The 25,236-nt window shown below is 40.9% G+C and carries 21 protein-coding genes and 1 other annotated feature; all 21 genes read right to left on the bottom strand.

Annotation, left to right across the window (positions count from 1 at the left end; all coding sequences use genetic code 11):
- Positions 1-56 precede the first annotated feature (56 nt).
- On the bottom strand, positions 57-1,466 hold the full coding sequence (locus tag MKY15_RS16115) for a PilX N-terminal domain-containing pilus assembly protein (protein ID WP_342538007.1): 1,410 nt from the start codon (positions 1,464-1,466) through the stop codon (positions 57-59).
- Entirely contained in the window at positions 1,453-1,917 is a 465-nt protein-coding gene (locus MKY15_RS16110) for a prepilin-type N-terminal cleavage/methylation domain-containing protein (protein WP_342538006.1), read from the bottom strand. The genes MKY15_RS16115 and MKY15_RS16110 overlap by 14 nt, the downstream gene beginning before the upstream one ends.
- Positions 1,918-1,919: 2 nt before the next feature.
- Positions 1,920-2,363, bottom strand: a complete 444-nt coding sequence (locus MKY15_RS16105) for a hypothetical protein (RefSeq protein ID WP_342538005.1) — start codon at positions 2,361-2,363, stop codon at positions 1,920-1,922.
- 323 nt (positions 2,364-2,686) lie between these two features.
- Positions 2,687-5,335 (bottom strand): valine--tRNA ligase, encoded by a 2,649-nt coding sequence (locus MKY15_RS16100; protein ID WP_342538004.1) that lies wholly within the window; start codon positions 5,333-5,335, stop codon positions 2,687-2,689.
- Between the two features lie 45 nt (positions 5,336-5,380).
- Positions 5,381-5,630, bottom strand: a binding site (T-box leader).
- Between the two features lie 226 nt (positions 5,631-5,856).
- Positions 5,857-6,441 (bottom strand): hypothetical protein, encoded by a 585-nt coding sequence (locus MKY15_RS16095; protein ID WP_342538003.1) that lies wholly within the window; start codon positions 6,439-6,441, stop codon positions 5,857-5,859.
- 917 nt (positions 6,442-7,358) lie between these two features.
- Complete coding sequence (gene hemL / locus MKY15_RS16090; protein ID WP_067213908.1) at positions 7,359-8,597, bottom strand: glutamate-1-semialdehyde 2,1-aminomutase; 1,239 nt, start codon at positions 8,595-8,597, stop codon at positions 7,359-7,361.
- Positions 8,598-8,651: 54 nt separating this feature from the next.
- Positions 8,652-9,632 (bottom strand): porphobilinogen synthase, encoded by a 981-nt coding sequence (gene hemB / locus MKY15_RS16085; RefSeq protein ID WP_082786533.1) that lies wholly within the window; start codon positions 9,630-9,632, stop codon positions 8,652-8,654.
- A 2-nt stretch (positions 9,633-9,634) separates the two neighbouring features.
- Positions 9,635-10,393 carry a uroporphyrinogen-III synthase gene (locus MKY15_RS16080; RefSeq protein ID WP_067208073.1) on the bottom strand — a complete coding sequence of 253 codons (759 nt, stop codon included), beginning with the start codon at positions 10,391-10,393 and terminating at the stop codon, positions 9,635-9,637.
- Positions 10,386-11,315 carry a hydroxymethylbilane synthase gene (gene hemC, locus MKY15_RS16075; RefSeq protein WP_067208071.1) on the bottom strand — a complete coding sequence of 310 codons (930 nt, stop codon included), beginning with the start codon at positions 11,313-11,315 and terminating at the stop codon, positions 10,386-10,388. The genes MKY15_RS16080 and hemC overlap by 8 nt, the downstream gene beginning before the upstream one ends.
- Before the next feature lie 156 nt (positions 11,316-11,471).
- Positions 11,472-12,302, bottom strand: coding sequence for a cytochrome c biogenesis protein CcsA (gene ccsA / locus MKY15_RS16070; RefSeq protein WP_067208068.1), 831 nt, complete (start codon positions 12,300-12,302; stop codon positions 11,472-11,474).
- 89 nt (positions 12,303-12,391) lie between these two features.
- Positions 12,392-13,756: a glutamyl-tRNA reductase gene (gene hemA / locus MKY15_RS16065; protein WP_187047445.1), complete on the bottom strand. Its 1,365-nt coding sequence runs from the start codon at positions 13,754-13,756 to the stop codon at positions 12,392-12,394.
- Between the two features lie 373 nt (positions 13,757-14,129).
- Entirely contained in the window at positions 14,130-14,711 is a 582-nt protein-coding gene (gene yihA, locus MKY15_RS16060; RefSeq protein ID WP_067208063.1) for a ribosome biogenesis GTP-binding protein YihA/YsxC, read from the bottom strand.
- Positions 14,708-17,032, bottom strand: coding sequence for an endopeptidase La (gene lon / locus MKY15_RS16055; RefSeq protein WP_338652793.1), 2,325 nt, complete (start codon positions 17,030-17,032; stop codon positions 14,708-14,710). Before lon ends, yihA begins: the two co-directional genes overlap by 4 nt.
- A gap of 124 nt (positions 17,033-17,156) precedes the next feature.
- The gene (gene clpX, locus MKY15_RS16050; protein ID WP_067208057.1) at positions 17,157-18,422 is read right to left on the bottom strand and encodes an ATP-dependent protease ATP-binding subunit ClpX; all 1,266 of its coding nucleotides are present in this window, start codon (positions 18,420-18,422) and stop codon (positions 17,157-17,159) included.
- A gap of 149 nt (positions 18,423-18,571) precedes the next feature.
- Positions 18,572-19,858, bottom strand: coding sequence for a trigger factor (gene tig / locus MKY15_RS16045; protein WP_342538000.1), 1,287 nt, complete (start codon positions 19,856-19,858; stop codon positions 18,572-18,574).
- Positions 19,859-19,971: 113 nt separating this feature from the next.
- Positions 19,972-20,943: a tetratricopeptide repeat protein gene (locus MKY15_RS16040; protein WP_067208052.1), complete on the bottom strand. Its 972-nt coding sequence runs from the start codon at positions 20,941-20,943 to the stop codon at positions 19,972-19,974.
- A gap of 383 nt (positions 20,944-21,326) precedes the next feature.
- Positions 21,327-21,593 carry a phosphocarrier protein HPr gene (locus tag MKY15_RS16035; protein WP_304627122.1) on the bottom strand — a complete coding sequence of 89 codons (267 nt, stop codon included), beginning with the start codon at positions 21,591-21,593 and terminating at the stop codon, positions 21,327-21,329.
- Between the two features lie 37 nt (positions 21,594-21,630).
- Positions 21,631-22,353 (bottom strand): SIS domain-containing protein, encoded by a 723-nt coding sequence (locus tag MKY15_RS16030; RefSeq protein WP_342537999.1) that lies wholly within the window; start codon positions 22,351-22,353, stop codon positions 21,631-21,633.
- A 4-nt stretch (positions 22,354-22,357) separates the two neighbouring features.
- Positions 22,358-23,080: a GntR family transcriptional regulator gene (locus MKY15_RS16025; protein WP_067208044.1), complete on the bottom strand. Its 723-nt coding sequence runs from the start codon at positions 23,078-23,080 to the stop codon at positions 22,358-22,360.
- A gap of 14 nt (positions 23,081-23,094) precedes the next feature.
- Positions 23,095-23,823: a glucosamine-6-phosphate deaminase gene (gene nagB / locus MKY15_RS16020; RefSeq protein ID WP_338652797.1), complete on the bottom strand. Its 729-nt coding sequence runs from the start codon at positions 23,821-23,823 to the stop codon at positions 23,095-23,097.
- On the bottom strand, positions 23,820-24,986 hold the full coding sequence (gene nagA, locus MKY15_RS16015) for an N-acetylglucosamine-6-phosphate deacetylase (RefSeq protein ID WP_338652798.1): 1,167 nt from the start codon (positions 24,984-24,986) through the stop codon (positions 23,820-23,822). The genes nagB and nagA overlap by 4 nt, the downstream gene beginning before the upstream one ends.
- Positions 24,987-25,236 lie beyond the last annotated feature (250 nt).

Below are 25,236 nucleotides of genomic sequence, written 5' to 3'. Positions count from 1 at the left end.
TGAATTGTGTCTGAATTGAGTGAGTGTCACCAGGGATTAGGCACCAGATATTTATATTATTCTTCTTTAATACTTGATTTTATAGTTACTTTTACACCTTTTGCTGCCGAACCATTTTCATCATTTCCTTCACCCAAATTATTATCAACCATTAATGGAATATTATTTCCAAATATTTCATTCAAACTTTTCAAATTTATAGTATTACCACCTTTAGGTAAACTAATCTCATTTTTGGATATAATTACACCATTAAAAACTCCATCTCCTGAATACTCAACTTTTCCATTAGGGGCAATTAACGCTCCCGTAAATCCATTACCTCCTCTTAATATTATATCTCCCTTACTTACAATAACTACTTGCCCTGTTATACTTTGATTATTAGTATTTATATAATTATTAACCAACATTTTTGCATTAGGAGGAATGGTTCCTGTCTCGTTACCTTTAACTACATATCCATTATTTATATACCAACGGTCTTCTTTTAAATCAAAATCAACCATTGGTATTGTAAAACTATCTACGCTATTCACCTTTATAACTTTACTTAATAAAGACTGATTATAATTTGATGGAGTTATTAAATTACCAGTATAATATATATTTTTTTTAATTTCTGGAGTCCACCCTAATTCCAAATCACCATTTACATATACATCTCCATTGATGACAGCATCCTTTAATCTAAATTTACCATTTACTCTTATATCACCATATACATTCCTTCTTCCTTCCCAAAAATCTAAGTCCCCCTTCACATATATATGCCCTGGTTTTATTTCACTGCCAAAAGATGCTGAACCTCCATCTATTTTAACAGGTCCGTTAAAATACATATTTGTTATATTTAGTTTGGAACCTCCATTTAAACCATGCGTTTCTATTCCATCCATAATGACGCTTCCTGATACTGCATTTACTGCTGTCCCATGAAAACTAAACTTTTTTGAATAAAACAATAAATTATCTATTATTTCATTATTCTTTGACCAATTTATTGATATGATAGCTTTAACTTTTCTTGTACTGTTTCCAATTATCCCCACTGAAGCAACTTTATATTCTCTTGGATTACCTGTATTTAATTCTTCTACATCTATCCGTGCATTAGTTTCTTTCCCATGGATATTTTCAAAAGTAGCTGAGGAAGGCTTGGATACAGCTATAATTCTCGCATTAAGCGCATTAAAAAACTCTGCTTCAGTTTTTGTAATATTATAGACTTCAGTTATAGTTTCTTCTATTTCCGCCATTTCCACCGTCAAACCTGCCTCGGCAATATAAAAAACTGACTGATCATCCCGCTCCCCCTCGGATAATTTCACAAAATTCGACGTTATCATTAGAACGCTTACTCCAAGAACGGATAATACAACAAGCACCATTAATACAGCAACAAGAGTAAATCCGAGTTCGTTTTTATTAATAGGTTCATTTTTTTGCCAATTACTTAATCTCAACGATTACACCTTCTCTTAAGTAAATTTCCGTTTCAATAGACTCATTTTTCCCATTTTGCTCTAAACTATTAATTTTTATCTTAAGTTTACGCTTATTATCATCAGCTGGAATGATCATAAATTCCGAGATTCCTAAAACAAAAGGGCTTGTGTTTTTCAAAATTGCATCATTTCGCAATTCAAATACAGTTTCGTTTGTATCATTTAACGTTAACGTTAATATATTATCTTTCAACATCACTTTTTCTGCTTTCCGAATCTCCTTCGTAATCACCTTCGCTGCATAAGTAACATCAAATAAATGCCTTGATTTTTCTGATTGGCTTTTATATTGTTTCTGTCCAAATAAATGAACATTTGAAATTAATAACATAATAATCGAGCCAATTATTATAACTGCAAGGATCTCAATTAAGGTAAGTCCTCTTTCATTATTTAAATACTTTTTCATATTTAATCAGCCCTCCAAACTACTACATTTTCCATCTGGGCTTGAAGGTTATCATCAGGTATACCACGCACTTCTACTAATACACGATCCATGTTACCTTTTTTATTTTGTAATTTAATTTTTATTAAAATACCAGAATTGTATTCTTTTCCAAATACAATCCAACCATTTTCAACTAATCCATTTGTATAACCTAAACCTTTAATAGTCGCTTCTTTTGCACCATTTTTAGTAGTTGTACTTAGCGCATACATATTTTCCATCTCAGTCTGTGCAATATAAGTCGCATCAATAATATGCTCAGATGCCTTATTTACCTTAGCTGACTGTATAAACATCATTAAGAAGGTTGTTAGTAAGAGGGTTAAAATAACGAAAGAGGCAAGCACTTCAACAAGTGATAGCCCATTTTCCCCCAAAGCCTTTTTAAGTTTAAACTTCTCCATGTCTACCATCCTTTTCATTCGTGCTATTTATATTGAACATATGGATACTTGTAAAAATTGAGCGAAGGCGCTTAACAGATGTAGCCGAAGCGTATTCTAAAGAAATATTTACTTCGCCTTATATAGTTACTAATCCCTATTTTTATACTATATTATTAAACCTTCATAGACTGATATAAATCTATATTACCATATTCTATAATTCATAATCAAAACTGAATTAACAATAATTCAAGTTACTAGCCTCTTAGCAACTTGATGAACAATTTATCAAATGAAAAGACCTCGTCGCATATTCGCGACAAGGTCTCTTCGTTTTAAAATCAGATTTCCTTCAATTCCTGCATACGACGCTCTACTGCCGCGTATTTTTCTAGATAGTCACTTTCTTTAGCTCGCTCTTCAGCAACTACTGCTTCAGGAGCTTTTGACATGAAGCGTTCGTTGGAAAGTTTGCCTTGAACGCGTTTTACTTCGCCTTGCCATTTCGCAAGTTCTTTTGTCAGACGTGCGAGCTCTTCGTCAATGTTCAAAAGACCTTCAAGTGGTAAGAACAGTTCTGCTCCTGTAACGACAGCTGACATCGATTTGCCTGGTGCTGTGATGTTGTTGCCTAGCGTTAATGTCTCAGGGTTACAGAATCGTTCGATGTAGCTGCGATTTGCTTCCAACACGGCTACAGTTGCATCGTCTTTAGCTGAAATAAAGAGTGGTACTTTTTTGCTTAATGGTGTATTTACTTCTGCACGGATATTACGTACTGCGCGGATGATATCCATCAGCAGTTTCATATCTGTTGCACGCGTTTTATCAGTAAGATCAGGATCTGCAACCGGCCATGCAGCGATTGTGATTGACTCGCCTTCATGCGGTAGGTTCTGCCAGATTTCTTCTGTAATAAACGGCATGAATGGGTGTAATAGACGCATTGTATTATCAAGTACGTATGCCAGTACTGAGCGTGTCATTTTCTTCGCTGTTTCATCTTCACCGTATAATGGCAGTTTCGCCATTTCGATGTACCAGTCACAGAAATCATCCCAGATGAAGTTATAAAGTGCACGGCCGACTTCACCGAACTCATAACGATCTGCAAGTTTCGTCACTTGGTCGATTGTTTCATTCAACCTTGTCAGAATCCATGCATCTGCAACGGATTTTTCACCAGTCAAATCTATTTCTTCGTAAGTCATGCCATCCATGTTCATAAGTGCGAAACGGGATGCATTCCAGATTTTATTGGCAAAGTTCCAGATGGCTTCAACTTTTTCAGTTGAGTAGCGAAGGTCCTGCCCTGGCGATGAACCGGTTGACAAGAAGTAGCGCAGTGCATCCGCTCCGTATTTTTCAATAACATCCATTGGGTCGACGCCGTTACCAAGTGATTTAGACATTTTACGACCATCTTCTGCACGTACGAGTCCGTGAATTAAGACGTCTTTAAATGGACGCTGTTCTGTAAATTCGATGCCTTGGAAGATCATCCGTGATACCCAGAAGAAAATGATGTCATAGCCCGTTACGAGTGCATCTGTTGGGTAATAACGTTTAAATTCTTCATTGTCGAGATCCGGCCAGCCCATTGTTGAGAACGGCCAAAGCGCAGATGAGAACCATGTATCAAGAACGTCATTGTCCTGGCTCCAGTTTTCACTGTCAGCAGGCGCTTCATGACCGACATGTATTTCGCCCGTTTCGTTGTGGTACCAAGCTGGGATGCGGTGGCCCCACCAAAGTTGACGCGAGATACACCAGTCATGGACATTTTCCATCCATGTTAAATACGTTTTTTCGAAACGGTCCGGGACAAAGTTTACTTTGTCTTCTGCTTCTTGTAATTTAATCGCTTCATTAGCAAGTGGCTGCATTTTAACGAACCATTGTGTTGATAAATACGGTTCAACGACAGCACCACTGCGTTCAGAGTGACCGACAGAATGATTATGTTCTTCAATGTTGAATAGAACAGCCATCTCCTGCAAGTCTTTAACGATTTCTTTACGGCATTCGAAGCGATCCATTCCTTCGTATTTACCAGCAAGCTTATTCATTGAACCGTCTTCATTCATCACAAGAACACGTGGAAGATTGTGACGGTTACCGATTTCAAAGTCATTCGGGTCATGTGCAGGTGTAATTTTCACGGCACCACTTCCAAATTCCATGTCGACATAATCGTCTGCAATAATCGGGATTTCACGGCCGACAATCGGTAATTTAACCGTTTTGCCGATTAAATGCTTGTAGCGCTCATCTTCAGGATGGACTGCAACCGCAGTGTCCCCAAGCATTGTTTCAGGTCGAGTTGTCGCAATTTCGATACTGCCCGTTCCGTCTGCTAGTGGGTAACGCATATGATAGAAAGCACCCTGTATGTCTTTATGGATAACTTCGATATCGGATATAGCTGTTTTCGTTGCCGGATCCCAGTTGATAATATATTCGCCACGGTAGATAAGCCCTTTGTTGTAGAGTTTAACGAAAACTTCCTGTACTGCTTTCGAAAGTCCTTCATCCAGGGTAAATCGTTCACGTGTATAATCAAGACCCAAACCAAGTTTCGCCCATTGCGCACGAATATGTCCTGCGTACTCGTCTTTCCATTTCCATGTTTCTTCAACGAATTTTTCGCGGCCTAAATCATAACGTGTCGTTCCTTCTTCACGAAGTTTTGCTTCAACACGAGCCTGTGTCGCGATTCCCGCATGATCCATTCCTGGAAGCCATAGTGCATCATAGCCTTGCATACGTTTCATACGCGTCATGATGTCTTGTAAGGTTGTATCCCATGCATGGCCTAGGTGAAGTTTACCTGTGACGTTCGGCGGTGGAATAACAATTGTATAGGGCGTTTTATCGCTTTCTGGTTGCGCTTCAAAGTACTTCCCTTTCAGCCACCATTCGTAACGACCTGCTTCAATTGTCTGTGGATCATATTTCGTCGGCATCGACGTGTTGTTTTCAGTTGACATGTTATTTCCTCCTTTATTTTTGGGTACAAAAAAACTCCTATCGCCTTAAAGGACGAAGGAGCTGTTCGCGGTACCACCTTTATTCGTGCACACAAAAGAGCTGTGCACCTCAAACTTCGATAACGGCTTCAAACCGGCTTCCGCTACTACGCTCAAAAATGTTTTTCTTTTTGAACACACTTTCACGGAAACTGCTCATGGGTTACATTCGGTAAATAATCGACAGGTCCTTTCAGCACTCGAACCCTCTCTTTAGTCTAATCCATTCACGTACTATCCCAATCATCGCATCCATATGCAATTGCAATAATTGTAACGGAATAACCGGTTGCTCGTCAAGTATATAACGAAAGGATTGTGTTATGCGTAGAGGATATAACCCTTACCTACTTCCTCCTTGGCTTCGAAGATGTCGATTTTACTGTAAAGGAATCATTATCCCTATTTGCCTTTTTCAGTTGGTACGATTATTGATCATACCGACGACAGGCGACTTTCTATTGTTCTGTTTCCTGTGTGGTTTAGCTTTCGTTCTTTACAAAAACATCATTTGAACGGTAGGCTGTCGTCGATATGCCATCCGTAAGCTCCGCAATGAACGACAGCACTTCGTCCATCTCGTCTAACGGAGTGCTGTCAATTGCTGCTACAATCGGCGCTGCAACCGCGACCGCTACTTGCACTTCCTCAGACTCTTCCACTATTGCAACCGCTTCTGTGTACGTACATTCTACATTCCAGACAACTCCATAAGTACCTTGTCCGTCTGATTTACCTGTTGCTTGCGTTGTTACAATCTCCAATGGGCTCTCTGCTACTGAAGGCAAGTCAATATTAAGCGGTACCGCGTATTCAAAATAACCGTCTTTGCCATCCACTTCGACATCGTCAATGAGGATAAATGAATCGTCCCATTCCTCCGCCCTTAGCCCTTCACCGAATTCGACATTCGCCGCAATATGATAAATGCCTGTCAACCGGACTGAGTCTTCTGTACGCTCTTCAGTATACCTTGGCGTCACTGTGACTGACTGTACACCAGTCGGTACACCAGCATGTTCTGGGAAATAGAAACTTTCCTCCATTGACCACTGTTTTTTCTCCATACCTGTTCCCTCCTTCTATTCCTTCACAAACAATTGTATGCGCGGCATGGTTACAATAGAAGATTAAATAGATCGAACGCAAATATCCTCCGACCAGTAAACTAGTCGGAGGATATTGTCTTTATTATTAAAAAAAACCACTTCTGTTGATTAACCATTTTCTTGCATAAAGAACAGGTAAGAAAGGCTTGAAAAACCCCATTTTCACTGAATCATTTCCGGTCCGCTTTTGACGAACTATTCATGACAACTTTACCGAGGAGCAAGTGTGGCTAGAAATGACTTCGTCATTCCTAGCCACACCCTTTTCAGTAATCCTGTTACGAATAGTTGCCTGTCGCGTTCCTACAACGTTCAAGTGAAAAATACAGCTACTTTAGAAAAAAGAATAGATGACTTTTTATATAGGTTATAAGTGCCCGAAGATACAATTTCGGGCACTCTAGCACTTTGTACAATGTGTTCCTTGCTTACTATTAGTAAAGAGTATGCACCTTATCATGCGATGGACTATAAGAAAGTGACTCTTCCTTAACTAAAAAAGACAAGTCTATGGAGAAGGCTTCAGTCGCCAAAATTGTATTTTTGGCGGCTACTATCCAGATAAGAAGCCCCGCTATTCTTTCGTCCCGAAAAGTTTTAGCACTTCGTGTACTTATGCATTTGGATAGCGATAGATGAATAAGCACCATACGATTATCGGAAAAAATGTGCAGGAATGCGACGGAGTCGCATTCCTACACATCAAGACATTTCGGTAATCGTATAGAGGTCGTTCAATCTAAAGCAATCCAGAGGTAACTGTACACGAAGGGCATAGTGTTTGATTCAGTTATTTACTGGTTGTTTTTGGTTAATCAACACATGTGAAAACAAACACAACTATCGAATTCGCATTTGAATTGACTAAGCTTTTTTTACGCACGAAGTTTAGCAAACACCGTATGGAACGCTTCAATTGTCTTCTCAATATGCGCTTCTGTATGCGCAGTTGATAGGAACATGCCTTCAAACTGAGATGGTGGAAGGAATATACCCTCTTCAGCCATTAAGCGATAGTAATCAGCAAATAATTCAAGGTCAGCCGTTTTCGCTTTGTCGTAATTCGACACTTTTTCGTTGGTGAAGAAAAAGCCGATCATCGAGCCTGCACGGTTTACCGTGTGCGGGATATCAAACTTTTCAGCCGCCGAACGGAAACCGGCTTCTAGCTGATCACCAAGTTTAATGAAGTGTTCATAAGATGCAGGCGTTAGTTTTTTCAACGTTTCAATACCTGCAGTCATCGCCAGTGGATTACCTGATAAAGTTCCTGCCTGATAAATCGTTCCTGCAGGAGCCATGTTTTCCATAATTTCACGTTTCCCTCCATATGCACCAACTGGAAGGCCGCCGCCAATTACTTTTCCGAGACATGTAATATCCGGCGTCACACCGTAATAACCTTGTGCGCAATTATAGCCAACACGGAAGCCCGTCATTACTTCATCAAAAATAAGAAGCGTGCCGTTTTTCTCTGTCAACTCACGCAATCCTTCAAGGAAACCTGGTTCAGGTGGGACAACACCCATATTACCCGCGACAGGCTCAACAATAATTGCCGCTAAGTCGTCACCAAATTCTTGAATTGCGACTTTAATGCTTTCTAAATCGTTATAAGGAACAGTGATTGTGTTTTTCGCAACCGATTCAGGCACACCTGGGCTATCTGGTAGGCCAAGTGTCGCAACGCCAGAACCCGCTTTAATGAGCAGTGAGTCAGCGTGACCGTGGTAACAGCCTTCAAATTTCAAAATCTTATTGCGACCAGTATATCCGCGCGCCAAACGTAGTGCGCTCATCGTTGCTTCCGTACCGGATGACACCATACGAATCATTTCAATTGAAGGAACGCGTTCAATAACAAGTTTCGCAAGTTCATTTTCCGCTAACGTTGGTGCACCAAAGCTTGCTCCAGTTTCTGCAACGCGCTTAATGCCTTCAACTACGTCTTGATCAGAATGACCGAGAATAAGCGGACCCCAAGATAGTACATAATCGATATATTCATTGCCATCGATGTCTGTAAGAATAGCGCCTTTTCCGCTCTTCATGAAAATCGGGTCCATATTGACAGATTTGAATGCACGAACAGGAGAGTTAACTCCTCCTGGCATAAGATTTACCGCTTCAGCAAATGCTTGTTTCGACTTTTCATAATTTCTACCCAATTATTTCTCCTCCAGCCAGCGTGCCGCATCTTTCGCATGGTACGTCATAACGAGATCCGCACCCGCACGCTTCATACTTGTCAACGTTTCAAGAACGATTGCTTTTTCATCAATCCAACCATTTTGCGCTGCTGCTTTAACCATTGCATACTCGCCGCTCACATTGTATGCAACTACTGGCAATGTAAAATTGTCTTTGACATCACGCATGATATCGAGATACGAAAGCGCCGGTTTAACGATTAGGAAGTCAGCACCTTCTGCAACATCTGATTCCGCTTCACGCATTGCTTCTATGCGGTTTGCTGGATCCATCTGATACGTTTTGCGATCGCCTGATTGAGGAGTAGATTCCGCAGCGTCACGGAATGGTCCGTAATAAGCGGATGCATATTTCACTGCATATGACATAATCGGGATATGCTCAAAACCAGTTGCGTCTAACCCTTGGCGAATAGCTGCTACAAAACCGTCCATCATATTCGACGGCGCAATGATGTCCGCGCCTGCCTTCGCCTGGCTTACTGCAGTACGCGTCAACAGTTCCAATGATGGGTCGTTTAATACGTTACCGTCTTCTAGAACACCGCAATGTCCGTGATCTGTATATTGGCACAGGCAAGTATCCGCAATGACGACAAGTTCAGGATAACGTTCTTTCGCTAAACGAGTGGCTTTTTGGACAATCCCTTGATCAGAATAAGCTTCCGACCCCAATTCGTCCTTAGTTGCCGGAAGACCAAATAAAATAATTGATGGAATTCCAAGTGACACAACTTCATCGAGTTCAATTGTAAAATGGTCGAGTGATTTCTGGAACACACCCGGCATAGAAGCGATTGGATTATTGATGTCTTCCCCATCTATAACAAAAATCGGATAGATGAAGTCCTCTTTCCTCAGAACAGTTTCTCTCACCATAGAACGCAATGTAGTTGATGTGCGCAAACGTCTGTTGCGTCTGAATTGTAAAGTATCCAAAATTACCCTTCCTTTCGCCCCGCCAATTTCTCGACGAGATCCATAAGTGTGTATGTATCGGGTCTAACATGAACGACCGCACCAACTTCTAGCAATGCTTTTTCCGTCACATGTCCGATAGCCCCGATTGTAAAGCCGTTCCAACCTGTCCGCGGAGCCACTTCTTCAGCAAAAACTTCAACCGCCGAAGGACTTGCGAATAAAACGCTCAAATGCTGTTGTTGTTGCAATAAATCTACTAGTGAATCGATGGAATCATTTGCACGCTCTGTCGCATAAACTGTCCATTCATCCACTTCAAAAGGAATTTCCTCTTTGATGGTGACGCCTGCAATTGATCCGCGTAGAAAAAGAATACGTCGAATATCTGTTTCAGCAGGATTAAATTCCTTTACGAATGTATCTGCACTGAACACGGTTGGGATGAAATCGACTGTAAAACCAATTTTTTCAAGCGCTTCTGCAGTTCGAGTGCCTACGGCTGCTATTTTCGCTGGAATTGATTCCGAAGAAACACCATGACGATTGAGTTTTGCACCAAACGCCGCAACCGCACTTTGACTTGTGAATATTAACCAATCATACATCGGACAAGCGGTCAAACGAAGTTCATCTGTCTGTTCCACTAACTCCGCCACTTGGATAAGCGGCAATGAAACAGGCGTCCCTCCGTAGCGCTTTACCAATTCAAAGACATCTTTAGACTTCGGAGTCCCTGTAAAGATGACCGTTTCAGCTAACAGCGGTTGACGATCACGCATCCATATCCGCCTTCACTTTCTCAATCACTTCTGAAGCCCCTTCGGCACGCAATATTTTTGCAACTTCCATACCCGCTTCAACGGGATCCGTGCTTGAGAAAGTCTTTTTAAACACTTGTGTTGCGTCTGGAGAAGCAATATAGCCCGTCAATTCGACTTCGCTACCGTTATATTGCGCAAATCCGGCAATCGGAACTTGGCACGAACCATCCATTTCAGTTAGGAAAGTACGCTCTGCTTCAACTTCTTTCCATGTTTTTTCATCCGTTAATTTCGCAAGTTCTGCAAGTAACTCTTTATCATCAAAACGGCATTCAATTGCTAGTGCCCCTTGTCCTACTGCTGGAATACAATCTTCAACGGACATATATTCCGTAGTCACATCCGCGCTCCAGCCCATTCGCTTCATGCCGGCAGCCGCAAGAAGAATCGCATCGTATTCACCGTCAACCATTTTTTTCAGACGTGTATCGATATTGCCACGAATCCATTGGATGTCAAGATCGGGACGCAGAAGCAGTAATTGTGAACTACGACGTAAACTAGACGTTCCAACTTTAGCACCTACTGGTAAGTCCATGAATTTCACATGACCATTCGAAATGAATGCATCGCGCGCATCTTCACGCGGAGGAATACAACCGATAACAAGTCCTTCTGGAAGAACAGCTGGCATGTCTTTCATGCTATGTACTGCGAAATCGATTTCTTTATCAAATAATGCCTGCTCAATCTCTTTCACGAAAAGCCCTTTACCGCCAACTTTCGATAGCATTACATCTAGGATTTGATCTCCTTTTGTAACGATTTCTTTCACTTCGAATTCAAATGGAGCACCGGCAGCTTTCATCTGGTCTATAAACCAGTTTGTTTGTGTCAATGCAAGTTTACTTCTTCTTGAACCTACGATTATTTTTCTCATATTAATTAATCCAACCTTTCTTAATCGAATACACCTTGGCGTATTTGTGTTCAGATTTTTTCGAGTTTGCTTGATAATAAATCCCCAAAAAATCTGTAGCATCCGCCAGAGGCTTTAACTTAATACAGCCGGGGTTTGAAACCAAGCTGTATTAAGTTATAACCAAAAATGGAACCCGGATAACTTACTTCCAAGAAAAAAATTGATGATAACAAAAAGGAATGCAAATACGTTCGCCCATGCAAAGTCGTTTCCTGTTAGCTTGCCACTTCGCTTCAAGAATAATACAGAACCGTAAATGGCAAGAAGGATAAATGAACCAATAATCTTCATATCAAAAAAGGACCATACATCGAGTGCAACTATCGCCCACTGCATGCCGAGAATTAAACTGACGAGCAGAAACGGAATACCTGTATAAAGAGACGCCTTCATGCCTATCTCTGTTTGATGAAGAGAAGGAAGCCTATTAAATTGTTTTGACCATTTCTTCTTCTTTAAAACTTTATAAACAAGAAGATAGAGTATCGAAAAAACGAATGACATCGCAAACGCTGCATAAGACAAAATCGCGAATGTAATATGGATGAATAGCAGCTCTGAAATAAGCGCTTCCCCTATCGGCGACTGTTCAATTTGTTCAGGTCCAAATGTATGAATTGTCATAAATATGAATCCAATCACATTTAAGAAAAAGACGGCGTGACCAACTTTGTAAAACAGATGCATGACAATTGATAAAGTAATCAACAACCAAGCGTAAAAGTAAATCCCCTCAAAAAGAGTGAGTACAGGGAACCTTTGCCATTCGATTATATACATCACAAGAAAGAATGTTTGTAGAAAGTAGACGACGGTTAAAATCCAAAAAGCGCTTCGGTGTGCAAACGTATCCTTATTCAAGTAATCTATAAAATAAAAAACAAGGCTTACTGCATAGAGTACGACCATTACTTCATGCAGTCTCGCCATCATCATTTCAGCCATGATAACCTCTCTGCCTTTCCGAACTAATAGGGGCGTTTCTGCATCTATAGTGTATCACACTGATGCGGAAACGCCCCTTTGACAAACGTTCAAAATGTCAAATCCGGTTGTGCCGTCGCATGTCTTTCAGCTCTGACTTTTAACCGTTGTTTCGCCTGTTTTGCAAGCGTTTCTTTCTCATTTACTACATCTTCATCAATACCGAATATTTGCTGGAACAATTCCAGCTTTTCGGATGCTTTCGGATCCATTGACAGCTCTTTCGCCTGTAGAATAGGATCTTTCAATAATTGATTAACGATAGATTTCGTATGCTTGCTTAATACTTTCTTTTCACGTTCAGTTAAATTTGGCATTTTGTTTTCAATACTCGCCATTGTCTCCGATTGGATGCGATTCGCTTTTTGACGAAGTGCCGATATAATCGGAACCACTCCAAGTGTAGCAACCCATTCTTTAAATACGACAAGTTCCTGCTCAATCATAAGGCCAATTTCTTCGGCTGCTCGCTTTCTTTCCGCGAGATTCGCTTCCACAATTCCTTGTAAATCATCGATATCGTAAAGGAAAACATTTGGAAGATCGCCGATACGTGGATCCAGATCCCGCGGTACTGCGATATCTACCATAAATATTGGTCTTCCTTTACGCAACCGACCTACTAACTGCATAAGTTCAAAATCGATAACGAAGTCGTTTGCACCTGTTGAACTAATCAGTACATCTGCTTCAAGAAGTGTACATTGCAGTTCTTGCATCGACTTCGCAACACCTCCGAATTTATCGGCAAGGACTTCCGCTTTCGACAGTGTCCTGTTAACAACAGTCACTTTGCTTGCACCGCTTCCGTGCAAGTTCTTAACGGCAAGTTCACCCATTTCGCCTGCTCCAAGAATGGCCACATGCTTTTGGTCCAATGTACCGAAGATCTTTTTACCGAGTTCTACAGCAGCATAGGAAACTGAGACAGCGTTATCGCCAATTGCAGTTTCAGTGTGTGCTTTTTTCGCAAGCGTTACGGCTTGTTTAAATAGCTCATTGAAAACAGTACCTGTTGTACCAATTGTTTGGCCTTCAAGGAAACTGTCCCTCACTTGACCTAAAATCTGTGTCTCACCAAGTACCATAGAATCGATGCCTGCCGATACGCGCATCAGATGCTCAATCGCACCATCATTTTCCATGATAATTAAATGAGAAGAGAAAGACTCAAGTGGCAAATCGAACCACTCAGCCAAGAAATTCTTCACGTAATAACGACCCGTATGCAACTGATCAACAACTGCATAAATTTCAGTTCGATTACAAGTTGATATAATAATATTTTCTAATATACTTTTTTGCTGTTGCAATGTTTGCATCGCCTGCGGCAGTTCTGTTTCAATAAAAGATAATTTCTCTCTTATTTCAACAGGTGCTGTCCGGTGATTGACACCGATTACGATTGTATGCATCAGGTGTTCACACCTCTCACGTTCTATTTCACGCTTCCCATTATACCATATAGTTATCACTTTTCTTGTTGGAAATTGTGAACAACCTATGACTACGAACGGTTAAACGTAACTATTTATAATGATTATAATCTAATCCTAACAGCCTTCGATTTCACATGCAATTAATGTGCAATCCTAAATCAAATTTATTGGAACTGCATTACCGATTACTAATACTATACGACAGATTGGCTAAACTATACGACTGGATAAGAAAACTGAAGAACAAATTATTATAGTATACGACTGAATTACTAAACTGTGCGCCAGCACACTATAAAAAAACGGAAAACGATGTATATCTCGTCTTCCGGATTTTCCAATTCTACAATTACATTCTGCTTTCAATCTCTTTCCATGCTTCGTCCATTCCGATTCCCTTTTCAGATGAAAAGACAATTAATGCATCGTATGGTCGCATTGCAAGCGTTTCACGAACGACTTTTTTATGCTTTTCCCATTTCCCTTTTGGAATCTTGTCCGCTTTCGTCGCAATGATGATTGCAGGCATATTATTCTCTACAAGGAAATCGTACATTGCACAATCATCAGCACTTGGAGCGTGGCGTAAATCTACAATTTGAATGACAGCTCGAAGTGGCTCCCGTTCAGTCATATATTGTTGAATGAATTTCCCCCATGTTTCACGAGAAGACTTGGATACTTTTGCATACCCGTATCCCGGTACATCGACGAAAAATAATTGCTCTTCAATTTTATAAAAGTTTAATGTTTGTGTCTTACCTGGCTTCGAAGAAGTTCGAGCAAGGCTTTTTCTACCAATCATCTTGTTTATGAAAGATGATTTACCGACGTTCGACCGGCCTGCTAACGCAAATTCCGGATACCCTTCCGCCGGATATTGTTCGGGGCGTACAGCACTCATTATCATTTCTACGTTATGGACTTTCATTTGGAAGTCTCCTCCAATGCAATTTCGAGGACCTCTTCTGCGTCAGAAACGAGTTTAAATGTCAGTTCCTCTCGGACGCTTTCTGGAATATCTTCGATGTCGCGCTCATTTTCTTTTGGCAAGATAATCGTCGTCAAGCCAGCTCGATGGGCACTTAATGTTTTTTCTTTCACGCCACCAATCGGTAAAACTCTACCGCGCAGTGTAATTTCACCAGTCATCCCGACCTCACGGCGTACTGGCCGTGAAGTCAATGCAGAGACCAGTGATGTAGCAATCGTCACACCGGCTGAAGGACCATCTTTAGGGATCGCACCTTCAGGTACATGGATATGAATATCACACTTTTCATGGAAATCTGGATCAATACCGAATTCCACCGTTTTCGAACGCACGTAGGACAATGCAGTTTGGGCAGACTCTTTCATAACATCTCCAAGTTTACCCGTCAGTATAAGTTTACCTTTTCCTGGCGATAAAGAAACCTCAATCTGCAATGTATCTCCACCAACTTGCGTATAAGCAAGTCCTGTCGCGACGCCTATTTGATTCACTGTCTCCGCCTGTCCATACCTGTATTTCTTTTTACCAATAAGAGATTCAAGTGTTTTAGAACTAACCGTTATACTTTTCTTCTCTCCCGTGACAATCAGTTTCGCAGCTTTACGGCAAATACCAGCAATTTGTCGTTCTAGGCCACGTACACCTGCCTCGCGTGTATAATACCTTACAATGTCCTGAATCGCAGGATCATTGATACGAACCTGCGATTTTGTCAGTCCGTGCTCTTTCAACTGTTTCGGGATCAAGTGATTTTTCGCAATAGCGTGCTTCTCAATTTCTGTGTAACCGGCAATTGAAATGATTTCCATCCGGTCACGAAGTGGTCCCGGAATTGCACTTAAATCATTGGCAGTCGCAATGAACAAAACATTCGATAAGTTATAAGGCTCTTCGATGTAATGATCACTAAATTTATTGTTTTGTTCTGGGTCAAGCACCTCAAGCATCGCGGACGATGGATCCCCACGGAAGTCATTCGACATCTTATCGATTTCATCCAGTAAGAACACGGGGTTAATCTTGCCAGCTTTTTTCATACCTTGAATAATTCGCCCAGGCATTGCGCCCACATATGTCCGTCTATGACCACGAATTTCCGACTCGTCACGCACTCCGCCAAGTGAGATTCGAACAAACTTCCTACCTAGAGATTCTGCAATAGACCTAGCTAAAGACGTTTTTCCGACACCTGGTGGACCCGCAAGACAAAGGATTGGTCCCCGTAATGAATTCGTTAATTGACGAACTGCCAAATATTCAAGTATACGTTCTTTAACAGCTTCTAGTCCATCGTGGTCGCGATTTAAGATTTCTTCCGAGCGATTAATGTCAAGCTGATCTGTTGATGCATCGGACCATGGCAACGTAACGAGCCACTCGATATAATTACGGATGATTCCGCTTTCAGCTGCAGCAGATGGTAGTTTTTCATATCTGTCGAGTTCACGCAACGCGGCTTCTCTAACACCTGCCGGCATACCGGAACTCTCAATTTTTTCAGTCAAGTCTATTACTTCTAGACCTTTACCGTCTTTATCACCGAGTTCAGTCTGAATCGCCTTCATCTGCTCACGCAAATAAAACTCTTTTTGCGTTCGCTCCATGGCTTCCCTGACACGTTCATTAATTTTCTTTTCAAGGTTCAGCACTTCTTGCTCATTATAAAGTCTACTCATAAGCCATTCAAGGCGTTCATTGACATCTTTTATTTCAAGTACTTCTTGCTTTGCAACCAATTTCAGCGGTAAATGAGAAGCGACCGTATCTGCCAGTCTTCCCGGTTCTATAATTGAAGCGACTGAATCATATGTTTCTTCTGTCACTTTTTTCGAGATTTTTGAGTACTTTTTGAAATATGTAAGTAGCGTTCTCATTAGCGCTTCTGATTCAGCATCAATTTCCTCATCATCTGGATAACCAATTACTTTAACCACGGGATAAAGATCCGCTTCCTCATAATCCGACCATTCTGCACGTTCAATTCCTTCAATAAGTATACGATACGTCCCGTTTGGTAGTTGTGTCATCGATTTAACAAACGCCAATGTCCCTACTTTATACAGATCCTCCGGTTCCGGATTTTCTATACTTATATCTTTCTGCGTAGCAAGAAAAATAAGGTTATCCTGTGCGATTGCGTGTTCAATGGCAAATACGGAGCGCTCTCTTCCAACATCAATATGTAAAATCATCGTAGGGTATACGAGCAGCCCACGCAGCGGCAACAATGGTATATTGTTCAATTCATTAGTTAACATGCGGAAGTCACCTCCATTAATTATGTATATCCAACTTTTAGTTCAATCAAATATTTAAAAAAAGCTGACATCCGAAGAGCGCATTTTCACGCGCGTCATCGGAGTCAGCTTCATCCTTCAGGCGTTACGCCGAGTCTTTCTCATTATCCAGATGAACTCGGGTACCGTCCGCTGTTAAAAGAATTGGATTTGATTGCCCCAAGACGGAGTCTTTAGTAATGACACACTCAGTCACTTCTTCAAGTGAAGGCAGTTCATACATTACGTCGAGCATGATATTCTCAATGATTGAACGCAGACCACGAGCACCTGTTTTTCGTGTGATTGCCTCTTTTGCAATTTCAAGCAAGGCATCATCTTCGAATCGCAGTTCAACATTGTCCAGCCCAAACATTTTTTGGTATTGTTTTACAATCGCGTTTTTCGGAAGCGTCAAAATCTGATACAGCGTATCTTCGCTCAACTGCTCCAAACTTGCAAGAACAGGTAAACGACCTACGAACTCTGGTATCAGACCAAAACGTTGAAGATCTTCCGGAATCAGTTTAGCAAGGTAAGACTCCTCTTCAATAACCAAGTTCGGCTCAGCACCGAAACCAATTACTTTTTGTCCGATACGGCGTTTAATGATTTCTTCAATTCCGTCGAATGCTCCCCCAACAATAAAGAGAATATTCGTCGTGTCGATTTGGATAAATTCTTGATGTGGATGTTTACGTCCGCCTTGTGGTGGCACGCTCGCAACTGTCCCTTCAAGAATTTTAAGAAGTGCCTGTTGGACACCTTCACCTGACACGTCACGTGTAATGGACGCATTTTCGGATTTACGCGCGACTTTATCGATTTCATCAATATAGATGATCCCTTTTTCCGCACGATCTACATCATAATCTGCAGCCTGAATCAGTTTCAATAGAATATTTTCTACGTCTTCACCAACATATCCCGCTTCCGTCAAAGATGTAGCATCTGCAATCGCGAAAGGTACATCGAGGATTCTAGCAAGCGTTTGAGCAAGTAATGTTTTACCGCTCCCTGTTGGTCCGATTAAGACGATATTGGATTTCGATAGCTCGACATCATCAATCTTACTGTTCGAATTAACACGTTTATAGTGATTATAGACAGCAACTGAAAGTGATTTCTTTGCACGGTCCTGTCCAATAAGGTATTCATCGAGTATACTTTGTATTTCTTTCGGCTTCGGAACGTCTTTAAGCTCGAAACCTTCTTCAAGTCCGACTTCCTCTTCAACGATTTCAGCACAAAGTTCAACACATTCATCACAAATATAGACGCCTTGACCAGCGACTAACTTACGAACCTGTTCCTGGGATTTCCCGCAAAAAGAACAGTTCAAGTTATCTTTTTCATCGTTAAATTTGAACATTATGCTCACCCCTATTCAAGTGACAATCTTACAAGATTCCCCCGTTTTTATCAACTAATTAGAATTCTTCCCTATTCAAGAAGGTAATTCTATGTCTTTCTATGAAAAACAAGGTACGGTCTTCCGTACCTTGTCCTTATTTCACTTTATTATTCAGTAATCTTTGCATTTTCAACAAGGAATTCAACTGTTTTATTGAAACGAAGGTCATTTTCAAGAACAGAAGTTCCACCAAGTGTTGTTTTAATTTGCTCAACATCCATACCGAATTGCGTGGACATTTTTTCAAGTTCTGCGTTAATATCAGCTTCTTCAACTACGATGTTTTCAGCTTTACCAATCGCTTCAAGTACAAGTGAAACGCGAACACGGTTTTGTGCATCGTCTTTCATTTGTGAACGAAGTGCTTCTTCATCTTGTCCAGAGAACTGGAAGTAAAGCTCAAGGTTCATACCTTGTGATTGAAGACGTTGTCCGAACTCTTCCATCATACGTTCAATTTCAGAATTGATCATTACTTCAGGGATTTCGACTTCCATATTTCTCGCAGCCGCTTCGACAAGATCGTCGCGAAGTGCTACTTCAGATGCCGATTTCTTCTCTTCCAAAGTAGTTTCTTTCAGCTTCGTACGTAATGCTTCAAGACTTTCTACTTCTTCATCAATTTCTTTTGCAAGTTCGTCATCAAGTGCTGGAACTTCTTTTGACTTGATTTCATGAATTTTCACTTTGAAAATCGCTGGTTTACCAGCAAGTTCTGCTGCATGGTATTCTTCAGGGAAATTCACTTCGACGTCTTTTTCTTCGTCTTGTTTCATGCCAACCAATTGTTCTTCGAATCCAGGGATAAATGAACCTGAACCGATTTCAAGGTCGTACCCTTCAGATTTTCCGCCATCGAAAACTTCTCCATCAACAGAACCTTCGAAATCGATTTTCACTGTGTCGCCATTTTCAACTGCGCCATCTTCTTTAATAGCTAATTCAGCGAATTTTTGTTGACGATCTTTCAGTTGCTCTTCGATTTCTTCGTCAGTAACTGTTGTTTCCTGACGTGTTACTTCAAGGCCTTTATAATCGCCAAGTTTCACTTCTGGTTTCAATGTAACAACCGCTTTGAAAATAAGGTCTTTTCCTTTTTCCATTTGCTCGATGTCAATTTCAGGACGATCGATTGGTTCAACGCCTGCTTCGTCAAGAGCATTTGAATATGCTTCTGGAAGGATGAAATCAAGTGCTTCATTGTAAAGTGATTCTACGCCATACATTTTTTCAAACATTTGACGTGGCATTTTCCCTTTACGGAATCCTGGTGCTTGTATTGTTTTCACAACTTTCTTGAATGCTTTATCAAGACCTACCGTTACTGCTTCTGCAGGTACTTCTACTGTTAGAATCCCTGTGTTTCCTTCTTGCTTTTCCCATTTAACTGACATAATTAAATACCTCCGAATCGTTTTGGCCAATATCTTTTGTTCCGTATATACTCCATTGACAACCATTTCAGTATATCATAGTCTCTTCATCTTTCAACAGATTTCACACTTTGTTAAAGGTCCGAATCGTTGTCAATCTGTTGAATAAGTAAGTTCAGTGCTGTCTCGGGTAACTGCTCACCTGAAAACAGACTTTCTATGTAGTTTACATAGGCTGTTGCGACTTCTTCTGCTTGATGAGTCCCCCAGCCGAAAGGGAAAGCAGTAATTGCAAATTTCTCAATGAGACCTTGAGCCATTTCTAATCTAGATGGATCCTGCAGTAACCGACGATCCACTTCTTCAAGAACTTGTTTCGTTAAATCATCTTGCCCAGGTAATGTCATAGCTGCTGGAACAATACGCTTCTCCCAGCCGAATTTCCGCACTGTAAGTTCATCAGAGTGCCCTGTCTGATGCAGTAGCGTTAATGCGAACGTAATTGCTAATGGTGCCACATCGTCCCGCGCTACAATTATCGCAAGTAAAGGGACTAAATCAGTTAAATCACTACCTTCAAGTGAAGCCAGTGCATACTGTTGTGCCAAAGCATCCATCTTCATGAATTCGTCTAGTGTGAATAATTCCATTCGATAGCTGGGCTCGTCCTGTGCATAGCGGTCAGACAAACGACCATTCAATTCCCGCAGATAATTGAATTTGTTCAGCATATCAGGCGGAACGATTCCTTCATCAATTAGCGCATCAATTGTCATTTCAACTTCATCGTACTCCTGCAGTTGAATGCTAATTGTCAAATACAGCTCCATTGCATCGACGTAATCGGCGGTTCCGCTATGAAGGAGCCTTGCTGCAATTTCTTTTGCACGTTGAAAGTCTTTTGTTTCATAAAGGGCAACCGCGTATGGTCCCAGAAATTCCGGATTGTCAGGTTCATATACAATAGCTTGGTCAAATGCTTCCACCGCTAACTCATAGTTCTCCTGTTCGACGGCTACATGGCCATTTTCAACAAGCTTTTCAAATGTTCCTGGAAAGACGATAACATTTTCTTTTTTCCTGAGTCTTCCGTATTTCTTTCTCAATACGCACACCTTCTTTCATCATTTCCCACTATATCACAGCGATTTCTGTTTTAACATTGATAATTGGTCAATTAGGTAAAAAAAGTCGATGAGCTATCCCGTAAAACAGTAAAGCGTCACCCGACTAGAGCTCGGTGACGCTTTCACAAGGACTTGAAACATCTTTGTTTTATATTTGATGACATAAATAATCCCATTGACTTCGCTTCGGCGCTTGGGATGCCTCCCGCCCTAAGCCAGACAGCTTCGCCATCAGTCTTAGGGTTTCGGCTACCCCTTGTCAGGCGCCTTCGCTTAGTTTATATAGTTTTTAGTAGTTCAATATATAGATGCATTCAAAACGCTAAAAGCATGCAAAAGTGGAATGCCTTAAATCGTTGAAATCACTCACCGATTCCTTCTGATTTTATTACTTCATCCACTTTAGCCATTAATGCTTCTTCATCCTCACCATCAGCGATGATTTTAATGTCTGCCCCAGCTGAAATTCCCAGTGACATAACACCCATAATCGATTTCAAGTTCACTGTCTTTTCCATGTATGCAAGTTTCACATCTGACGTAAATGGTGTCACCGCTGAAACTAATACGGATGATGGACGGGCGTGAAGTCCCTCGTTGCTAGTAACTTTGTAATTTTTCTCAATCATTTTAAACTCTCCCTTTTAATAGATTAGTCGAATCAAGTTAAAACTTAATTCGCTTGCCATAAGTAGCAATCATTTGCTCATTATGTGCTGAGCTTCCATCCAAATTTGCGCTTTTAAATATTGGAGGTTCTATCCCACTTTCAATCATCATACCAATCACACGACTGAATGTCGCATGAAGAAGCATATTCCCAATGACGCCAGAAGCCGGTGCATAAGGTGTTCCCTCCGATAGCAGAAGCCCATCCCCAACCGTTACATGCGTATTCAAAACTGCTTCCGCAACATCTTCAAGTCTATTTCCTGAATGGTGTTTAGATGGCTGTTCAGACGCGTTGTAGTGAAGAGACTGGAGAGAAACAACATAAGCCCCGGACTCTTTTGCAATATACGCCACATCTATTGGTACCACATTTCGGCCAGAAGTTGAAATAATAATGACTACATCTTCAGAACGAATGTCTAGCTGACCCGCAAATGTTTGGGTAAATTCAGGGTCTTTTTCATTCGTAGATGCCTGTGAAGCCCCATTATGAAGCATCAAAGTCTCGACAATAATTGGTCGTACTGGTACTAAACCGCCCGCACGAAAAAACGGCTCCTCCGCGATTAAGTGAGAATGACCTGAGCCAAATAACTGAACAATACCACCACGCGAAAGGCGTTTCGTCATCTCTGCTGCAATCTTTTCAACAGATTGCTGTTCTTCTTGAATAACTTTTTTCATCAACGATTCGATTTCCTTGAAATACGCATTCATTCAATCATCTCCGAATCTCACTGATAAATTTATAACGATCTGCCCGATATGTACTTCGAACAATTTCAATCGGAACATCGTTCGTTAAATAACTGATTCGTTCTATCAACAAAACTGCTGAAGGCATAAAAATTTGAAGGAACTCTGCATCTTCCTTTTTCACTAACACAGCTTCCATGCGTTGCGAGGCATGGCTAATTATTAGCCGTTTATCCTTCTCTATAAACGAATACAGTGATCCTTCTATGTCATTCAATTCAAGATTTGGGACGAGCTTAACAGGAAGATATGACCTTTCGATCGCCATCGGTTTGTCGTCCGCATACCTAATTCGCTTAACGACGAATACTTCTTCATCTTTAGCCAACTGTAACTCATGCATAATATCTATTTCAGGTATCATTTTTTCAAAACTAATAAGTTTGTTACTAGGTTTCATCCCACGTGACAGCATATCTTCCGTAAAGCTTGTAAGACCACTAAGAGGCTGTTCAATCTTGGGTGTCGCTACATATGTTCCGCGCCCCTTTTCACGATAAAGGAGCCCCTCATTTACTAGATTCGTTATGGATTGGCGGACAGTCATGCGACTTACGTCAAACGTATCCGTCAGTTCACGTTCGGAAGGGATTGCCTCTCCAATTACAAAATCCCCTTGCAGAATTTGATTTTTCAAATAGTCCTCGATTTGGACGTACATGGGTATCGGTGACTGTTTATCTAGCATAATACTCACTTCCCTTATGATTTAACCAGTTCATATGCATCCCTATCAACAATAAGTGTAACATTATCGTGATTCCATAAAATTGATGCTGGAAAACTTTCAGTCACATCTTTATTTAATAATGTTCTCACAGCTTCTGCTTTATCTTTTCCGGATGCCAGTAAAATAATTTCCTTACTTTTTAATATCGATTTGATGCCCGTTGTAATCGCATGTGTTGGAACTTCATCAATGGAAGTAAAGAAGCGTGCGTTACTTTCTCGGGTAGATGCAACAAGTTCAACGACATGTGTCAGACTGTTTGAATCCGTTCCCGGTTCGTTAAAGCCGATATGCCCATTTCTTCCTATCCCCAATACCTGCAGATCAATCGGCCCTACGCTATCAATTACTTGTTCATAACGCAGACATTCTTCTGCTGAATCAGATGTCCCATCCGGAATATACGTATTTCCAATTACAATGTCAATCTTATCAAATAAGTTTTCAGTCATAAATGTGCGGTAACTTTCCGGATGCCCTTTATCTAGACCTAGGTATTCATCTAGATTAATCGTGCACACATTTTTATACGATATCCCACGTAATTTAACACCTTCAACTAATCGTTCATAAAGCCCTAGTGGCGTTGATCCTGTTGCAAGTCCAAGCACCGAGTGATCATTTCCAAGAATTTGTGCTTCTACCAATTGTGCGGCCTTTACGCTTACTTCATCATAATTAGAACATACGACTACCTTCATCCCATTACCTCCTTAGTATAAGCAATTTCCCCCCTACAAATAGTCATCTGGACATTCCACTCCCCATCGATGATGGTAAGATCCGCATCTTTTCCAGGCTCAATCCTGCCTTTATTGGATAGGCCAAGTTGTTCGGCAGCATTTGTTGAGGTCATTGCAACTAATTCAGCTAATGAACAATTTGTAATAGCCTTCATATTCTGCGCCGCTTGTTCCATCGTTAATATGCTTCCTGCAAGCGTTCCATCGCGAAGCCGCGCATCTTTGTGTGATACTTCTACATCTTGGCCTCCTAAATCATAAATGCCAGGTGGAAGCCCTTTCGCACGCATTGCATCCGTAATAAGAATAATTCGATTGGAAGTCTTTTGACGATAAGCGAGTTCAACCGATTTCGGATGACTATGAATGCAATCGACGATAATTTCAACGAGAAGTGAATCCTCTAAAAAAGCAGCTCCAACAACCCCTGGTTCTCTATGATGTAACGGACTCATTTGGTTGTATAAATGAGTCACATGAGTAGCACCCTCCTCAACCGCATTACGAACGATATCCGATGTTGCATCCGTATGTCCAATAGATGCAATCACACCACTCGTCGTTACCTTTTCAATGAAAGCAAGACCGTTTTCCACCTCAGGAGCAACAGTTACAATTTTAATGCGGTTACCACTCAGCTCTTGCCATTGTTCAAAAAGGGCAAAAGACGGTGTTGTAATATGCTCAACCGGTTGTGCACCCGCTCGTATAGCTGAAATAAAAGGCCCTTCCAAATGAACCCCCAACATTTCAGCTTGCCTTTCATCCGCATTGAATAAACCCGCATTGCGTAACGCCCCTGCTATCGCTTCATCCGACTGCGTCATTGTTGTTGCTAAAAAACTCGTCGTCCCTTCACGGGGAAGCGCGCTCGCCAAACCATTTAATGCTTCCGGCGTCGCATCCATTACATCAAAACCTGAAGAACCGTGAATGTGAATGTCAATAAAACCAGGCACAACAATCCAATCCTTACCCGCCGCATCGATTCGTATATCTGCAACTTTATTTATAGAAGTAGCGATTTCTATAATTTCGCCATTTTCTATATAAATGTCTCCCGATATACCATCCTTTGTTGCATTGGCAATTGTAATATTTGAAATCAACAATGTCTTCATCAAATTCCTCATCCCTTTTGAATATCCTGTATAAATAGAAATAAATCCCATTCAAATCCGCCGCTTACAGCGCCTTCGCTGGTTTATATAGGTATTATTTGTTCAACATGTCTAGTATTCTTAATTTTCACTATACACTCAATCGGTATAGTTGTCTATACCAGTTTATAATTTAATAAAATAAATTATATGTACTCACTAGAAAAAATAACCCTAAAGAAATTGTTCTTCTTACAACAAAAAAGTAGTA

Source organism: Sporosarcina sp. FSL K6-1540 (genome assembly GCF_038620285.1).
Lineage (GTDB): Bacteria > Bacillota > Bacilli > Bacillales_A > Planococcaceae > Sporosarcina > Sporosarcina psychrophila.
The sequence above is the reverse complement of the archived record's forward strand: the minus strand, read 5'-3'. Positions and strand labels throughout refer to the sequence as shown.